This is a genomic window from Acetobacter papayae, from assembly GCF_047721125.1.
GTDB classification, from domain to species: Bacteria; Pseudomonadota; Alphaproteobacteria; order Acetobacterales; family Acetobacteraceae; genus Acetobacter; species Acetobacter papayae.
Window position 1 is genome coordinate 1 of sequence record NZ_JBDNWF010000058.1, and the last position, 7004, is coordinate 7004.

The 7004-nt window shown below is 56.3% G+C and carries 5 protein-coding genes; 3 read left to right on the top strand and 2 right to left on the bottom strand.

The genetic code is table 11. The features are described from left to right. The 3 genes from ABF757_RS11940 to ABF757_RS11950 all read left to right on the top strand — a co-directional run. Positions 1-534 (top strand): serine hydrolase domain-containing protein (locus tag ABF757_RS11940; protein ID WP_415482551.1); only part of this gene is annotated, 534 nt, incomplete at its 5' end. A 342-nt stretch (positions 535-876) separates the two neighbouring features. After that, complete coding sequence (locus tag ABF757_RS11945) at positions 877-3198, top strand: TonB-dependent siderophore receptor (protein ID WP_415482554.1); 2322 nt, start codon at positions 877-879, stop codon at positions 3196-3198. 245 nt (positions 3199-3443) lie between these two features. Beyond that, complete coding sequence (locus tag ABF757_RS11950) at positions 3444-4079, top strand: TetR/AcrR family transcriptional regulator (protein WP_025859805.1); 636 nt, start codon at positions 3444-3446, stop codon at positions 4077-4079. Between the two features lie 97 nt (positions 4080-4176). On the opposite strand, the gene glnT is transcribed toward ABF757_RS11950, so the two are convergent. Both glnT and ABF757_RS11960 read right to left on the bottom strand, forming a co-directional pair. Next, positions 4177-5559: a type III glutamate--ammonia ligase gene (gene glnT, locus ABF757_RS11955; protein WP_415482552.1), complete on the bottom strand. Its 1383-nt coding sequence runs from the start codon at positions 5557-5559 to the stop codon at positions 4177-4179. Positions 5560-5706: 147 nt separating this feature from the next. Further along, the gene (locus ABF757_RS11960; protein WP_415482553.1) at positions 5707-6723 is read right to left on the bottom strand and encodes an alpha/beta fold hydrolase; all 1017 of its coding nucleotides are present in this window, start codon (positions 6721-6723) and stop codon (positions 5707-5709) included. Positions 6724-7004 lie beyond the last annotated feature (281 nt).

The window sequence follows — 7004 nt, forward strand, 5'->3', positions numbered from 1 at the left end:
GCCATAGCCCCCACCCAGTACGATGAAAACGGCACCATGCTGCAAGGGATCGTTCATGACCCCACGGCCCGCCGCATGGGAGGCGTTGCCGGGCATGCAGGATTATTTTCCTGCGCACAGGACATGGCCCGCTACACTCAGGCGCTTCTCGACAAACGCGCAGGGCTTACAAGTCCTTTTCCATTACAGACCCGCACGCTGCGCCTGATGTCCACCCCGCAACAGCCTCCGGGCAAGACAGACCTGCGGGGACTGGGGTGGGATATTGCCACACATTACTCAACGCCCCGTGGCGATTATTTTCCAAAAAATTCATTTGGGCATACAGGCTTTACCGGCACATCCCTCTGGATGGTTCCTGACACACGCAGCTTTGTTCTAATCCTGACCAACCGCGTGCACCCACGCGGCGGGCAATCCATTGTTGCCCTGCGGCACGATATCGCCACAGCCGCGGCTCTGGCCTTGCATGACGGCACAGTAGCCCCGACACCCGTTGCTCAGCCCTCCCAACCGGGTCTGCCACAAAAGTAACGGACAGCCTTTTCAGGCCATGGCCTGCGTTACTCTTTGATGGAACAAGCCATTTCCGCACGCCCGTTTAAGCGCCTTGACTCTTGCCTTGTGCAAGGTGAGGCGATTTTTAGGGGAACCGCAAAGAAATCGTTACCCTATAAAACTGTCTATTTTTTCTATTGAAAAAACCTTTAATTCCGCGATTTGTTCTTAACGGTAACCCCAGTGTGTTATTCCTGCACCACCCTGTGTCCATATTCATTCATATATAGGTTTATGCCCCAACAGATATAGACAAGCCGCCCCCCTGCCCGGCAGAAGAGGCGCACCATCACCTTTCAGAGGCAAACCACCATGTTTATGCCCAGCCGCCACCAGCTTCTTTTTGCCTCTGCAGCATTCAGCACTTTTTTTCTGACAACAGCAGTACAAGCCGCACCCTCCACACAGCAACCCGCTGTGAAAAATACTGCTGCCAGCAAAACTGAAACAAAAATCCAGAACGCCCCGGCATCCTCCACCACCGCCCCCATTGCCGGCATTCTCGATGGCTCAAACGGCGAGACCATCAATGTCCATGGCCACCATGCAGCGGACGGCACGGGCGCCAAATACATGAACAAGATCGTCTATCTCGGCCCATTGGGTAACCGGGATACGCTGGATACGCCCTATTCTGTCATGGGGGTTCCGCATGATGTTGTGATCAACCAGCAGCTCCGCAACATCAATGACATGGCGCAGTATCTGCCATCAGTACAGCTTGAAATCCGTGGCGACCCCAACACAGCGCGCCCGCAGTCCCGCGGGTTTGAGGCTGACGTGGTCTCCAACTCCCGGCTGGACGGGCTGAATGTCGTATCCACCACCCCCTACCCGGCGGAATGGGTGGATAACCTTCAGGTTCTTAACGGGCTGGCGGGCTCCCTGTATGGCCCCCAGAACCCGGCCGGTGTGTTTGAATATACGCTCAAACGCCCGACAGACCGCCGTACAGAGCGCCTTTCTGTTGGTGTGGATTCCATTGGCACCCCCACGGTCAACGGTGATATTTCCGGCCGTATCGGCAAAAATGGCTGGTTCGGCTACCGCCTGAACATGCTCCATGCCGATGGCACGGCCTATACGGAAGGAAGCTGGATCCGCCGTGAAATGGTGAGTGCGGATTTTGACATCCATCTGGACGATAAAACCGTTATCGAACTCGATGCCAGCCACTACACCTATGCCGCGCGCGGTCTGGCTCCGGGCTTTGGTATTTCCAGCAATACCGCCGTTACCAGCATACCCGAGGCCCCCGACCTGAGTAAGCCCTATCTGGGGCAGGACTGGAGTGGCTACAACATGGAAACCAATACATTCCTTGCCAAGATAAAGCATCAGATCAACAAGGACTGGAGCTTTACACTGGGTGGACTGTATCAGGACGCCATCCGCCAGTCATTCTCTTCCACCAACACACTCATCAACAATGCCGGTGATTATACCCAGACAGTAACAGCAGCCGCCACTGCGGATGACTTCCGCACCGGCAGCAACATGGCGTATTTCAACGGTCGGGTTTACACAGGCCCCATCAAGCATGATCTGGTCATTGGCACCAACGGTTACATCATGGGCACCTACAACCCGACAACCGCAGGCACGACACAGAATACCATAACCAGCGCCGACCCCGCGAACATGTACAACCCCCGCAAGGTTGATGGCACGCAGCCCTATTACCATGGCCGCTGGCAGTCTGGCGTTGTGTCCAGCCAGTCCTTCATCGTGGGTGATACGATGACCTTCAACAAACACTGGGCCATTATGGGAACATTTGCGTGGAGCTGGATAGACCAGAAAAGCGCACGCAATTACAAAAGCGCTCTGACTGAGGTAAACCCGGCCCCTCCGGCGGCGGCTTTCAGCCCCACTGCCAGCCTGCTGTACAAGCCCACTGACAATCAGACCCTTTATTTTACCTATGCCCGCTCCGTACAGGCAGGCCCCGTGGCCAATGCTTCCAACACCAATGCCTATCAGGCACTCCCGGTAGCGCGCCCTGAGGAATATGAAGTCGGCTACAAACTCCGCTACGGGAAAATGCAGTTCAATGTTGCTGCTTTCCGCATGACATCACAATACGCCGGTAACTTCTGTTCGACAGGCACCACCTGCACAAAACAGACATATGGCTATATCGGCACCCAGCGCAATTACGGTGTCGAAGCACAGATTTCCGGCGAAGTGCTGCCGAACCTGTCTGTTCTGGCAGGCATGACCTGGCTGGACGCGGAACTGGTGGGAAGCCAGACAGCCCAATACAACAACAAGGAAATTGTTGGGGTAGCCCCAATACAGGCCAACCTGCTGCTCGACTATCGCCTGCCGTCCTCGCTCGGGCCGCTTGCCTCTGGCTGGGCGTTCAATGCCAATGTTCATTATGTGGGTGACCGCGCCGCAAACCTGACCAATACCCTGCATGTCGGTTCCTACACCACGCTGGATCTAGGCACGCGGTATGGCTTTCATGTTTACCGCTTTCCGTGGGTTGTCCGTTTTGGGGTGAGCAACGCCACAAACGAGCGCTACTGGGCTTCGGTCTATACAGGTTCACCGGGGGCCACCAGCAATGCGGCGGAAAGCCTCTATGCCGGTCTGCCCCGTGTCTACCACTTCACCTTTTCCGCAGAGTTCTAACCACCACGCCGGGGTGCCCTGTGGGCGCCCCCGGCCCTGTGCTGTGGCCCCAGAGCACATTGATCGTATACAGAGCAACGCACCGCAGTTCGTTCAGTCTGTAGACGCATTTTTTCCTGATACCTGTTTTTCGCCAAAACACCGGTTTGTATAAGGTTGCAGCCTTGACGCGGCCTGCGCCAGCGCTCAAGGAGAAAGCCACATCTGATAAAAGATACGGCACGCACCGATCAGGACAGACAGACATGGTGAGCAAGACAACCGGGCAGAATACCTCTGCGGCCCCGACACGGCGCAAGCGCCGCGCACCGGAAGAATCCATCGCCCTGCTGACGACGGAATCTCTCGACCTGTTCGCCCGAAACAATTATTCATCCGTTACGATCAAGGATATATCCCGCTCGACGGGCATCAATTCCGGGCTGATCTATTATTACTTCAACAACAAGTCCGACCTGTTCCTCAAAACCGTGGAAAAAGCCACACAGGAAGCGCTCAGGACTTTTGAAGAAGCCAGCCGGGACAACAAGACCCCGACCGATACCATTACAGGGTGGATACAGGTACACGCCACCCACTACATCATGCTGCAAAAGCTGGCCAAGGTCAGTCTGGACTATGCCACCACGCATGAGCGTGAAGACAGGCTGGACCAAGCCATACAGCGTTTTTATCAAAAAGAGTTCGAGATACTCGACAGCGCAATCGAGGCGGGCATGGAAAGCGGCGAATTCCGCCGTGTGGAAGCACGCCAGATTTCCATCTTCATTTCCACCTTTCTGGATGGCTGTCTTTTCCGTTCCTTCATGTTCCCCGATTTTGATTACAGACAGTCCATCGATGATCTGGTGGATATCATCCTCAGCCATCTCAAGGCCTGAGACCGCACACAGCCGGACAAAAGAAAACGGCGCGCACCACAAGGATGCGCGCCGCCCTTTGGGCGCTGACTGGCAGCGCCCGGCCTGAAAAACCGGCTTAGAACATCGAAGCGTAGCGCTCGATTTCCCACGGTGAGATGCTCAGGTGGTAGCTGTTCCACTCTTCGAGCTTGTAGCGCACAAATTCCGCCTTGAGGCTGGCACCCAGAACGCTTTCAACAAACGGGTCTTCCTCGAACGCAGCCACGGCTTCCTGCAGGGTCTGCGGCAGGAACTCGATCCCACGGTCGGCCCGCTCCTGTTCGGAAATTTCGTACAGGTTGTCTTCGTTGGGGGCACCGGGGTCGAGCTTTTCGCGAATACCTTCCAGACCCGCTGCCAGCACCAGAGCCGCTGCCAGATACGGGTTGACCGCACCATCGGCATTACGGGATTCGCAACGTCCGCCACCAGCCGGCACGCGCACCGAGTTGGTACGGTTGTTGGACCCATAAGAGTTGAACACCGGTGCCCATGAGAAGTAGCTCATGGCCCCACGACGAACCAGACGCTTGTAGCTGTTGACCGTAGGCGCAAAAGCCGCGCACAGCGCACGCCCATGCTTGAGAATACCACCGATGAAGTAATAGCCAAGCTGGGTCAGGCCGATACCGCGCGGATCTTCCTCCGGGCTGCACTGGAAGAGGTTCTGCCCGGTTTTGAGATCAGCCAGCGACATGTTGAAATGCGCGCCATTACCGGTTTTATCGGCAAAGGGCTTGGGCATCATGGTAGCGATCAGCCCTTCTTCCTTGGCGTAATGCTTGGCCATGAAGCGGAAGAAGGTTAGACGGTCGCAGGTGGTCAGGGCATCGGCATAGTTGAAGTCGAACTCGAACTGGCCGTTCGCATCTTCATGATCGAAGGAATACAGGTCCCAGCCCAGCGAATTAATGCAGGAGGCCACCTTGTCCAGCCAGCCGAAGCTGTTCACAAAACCCTGCACATCATAACAGGGTTTCACCAGATTATCCGTCGGGTCAGACGGCACCAGAGAGCCATCGGCCTGCGGCTTGAGCAGGAAAACTTCGCATTCGATCCCGAGATTGAACTCAAAACCCATGCTGCGTGCGATTTCGATCTGGTTCTTCAGCGCCACACGGGTGCTCAGCGGGTAAGGCTGCCCCTTGAAGGACAGGTCCGACGGAATCCAGGCCAGAGCGGGTTCCCACGGCAACTGCACGATATGGGAAAGATCGGGAATGGAAACCAGTTCATCTTCATTGGGCTTCTGGCCCAGACCATCGAGCGCGTAGCCGGTATAGCGTTCGGAGCCTGCCGCCATGTGCGCCAGATGATCCACCGGCACAACCTTGCCCTTCTGCACCCCGTGAATATCAACATATGCGCCGATGCAGTATTTGATGCCGCGTTCGGACATATCGGCCATCAGGCTTTTGATGTCCTGACCGCTGGAATCCACCATCCATTGCTTTGACACTGTCTTTTCTCCGTTGTTGTGCCGCTCTGCTGCTTTCTGCACGAACCGCCGTTTCTGTTTCTTGCATATCAATTAATTAAACGTTTAATCAATAAGAAACGACGATTCACGCGCAGAATTTTACAAGCCTTTGTTTTAAAACTGTTTTTACCCTTTGACGGTGCCCGTTTCGCTCGATTCTCCTGCCAGCAGGCTGGCCACAGCACGGGCTAGCGGCCCCGTGGCCTCATCAAACCGCCCCGGCGCACCCGCGCAATGCCCGTAACGGGTAACCAGAGGCCACACATCCGCCTGCGCGATCCAAGCAGCCTCCATCCTCACCTCCGATTCAATGAAATAGGCATCATTAACCGAAGGCAAAAGCAGCACGCGGGCGGTGATATCTGCCAGATCCAGCACATCATCACCCGGCCCATGCCGGAAAGAGGAAGATTTCCATGTGCGCAGAACCGCCAGAAGATCAGCCGCATTCTGCTCCAGATGATCTTCCTCCCAATAGTTCAGAAAGCTCTCCAGCGTATGGTAACCCAGTTCCCGATAACCATGTGTGCGGAAAAAGTCGGGGGAATACGCCCAGCCGCAATAACTGCGCGCAAATGCCTTCACGCTCGCCACAGGGGGGGCGGCAAACCCGCCTTTGGCATAGCCTGCATCCGCCGTCAGGATACTTTCCATACCTTCGAGAAAAACCTTGTTCTGTGGCCAGCAATTTGCCGTGGCACAGGTCGCCAGCACCCGACTGACCGCCTGCGGATACATGGCCGCCCAGTAAAGGGCCTGCATGCCCCCCAAAGACCACCCGGCCACCAGAGGCAGGTTTTCTACCCCGAACTGCTCACGCAGCATCCGACGCTGGCAACGCACGTTGTCACGCATATCCACCAGCGGGAAAACACCCCCGCCATACGTGCTGGGCGATGTGGATTCGCCAGCACCCAGCAGGCCGGGCGTAATAACGCAGTAACGATCCGTGTCAAACACGTTGCCCGGCCCGATCAGCGGGGCATAAGACCCGGTGCTGCCGCCATAATAAGCGGGCACCAGAATACAATTATTCGCCCTGTCTGACAGGGTGCCCCACATCCGCCATGCCAGTCGCGTATCGTGCAGGGTCTGCCCGCTGGCAAGCCTGACATCGCCACAGGAAAAATATCCGCTTTGCATTCTTTCCCGTTCCCCCGGCTTTGTGTGCTGTATTGTCTGATTACGCCCGATATTCAGCTTCGTGGGGGGGAAAGGTCAATTATTAATTGTTTGATTAACGAATTTTCGTCACTCCCGAAACACAGGAAAAACCCATGGTCACCAGACCCCGCACACGACTGGCCACGCTGATGATCGCTGGCACCCTGCTCGGTGCCGGTGCGATTGCAGGCTGGAAGGTGATTGCCCGCCCCGAACAGGCCCGCCTGCCTCTGGCCAGCGGCTTTGGCCCCACCCCCACG

What these genes read in the sequence shown, in the direction of transcription:
- ABF757_RS11960 (WP_415482553.1), bottom strand. Translation starts at nt 6,723, where the DNA reads ATGCAAAGCGGATATTTTTCCTGTGGCGATGTCAGGCTTGCCAGCGGG.
- ABF757_RS11945 (WP_415482554.1), top strand. Translation starts at nt 877, where the DNA reads ATGCCCAGCCGCCACCAGCTTCTTTTTGCCTCTGCAGCATTCAGCACT.
- ABF757_RS11950 (WP_025859805.1), top strand. Translation starts at nt 3,444, where the DNA reads ATGGTGAGCAAGACAACCGGGCAGAATACCTCTGCGGCCCCGACACGG.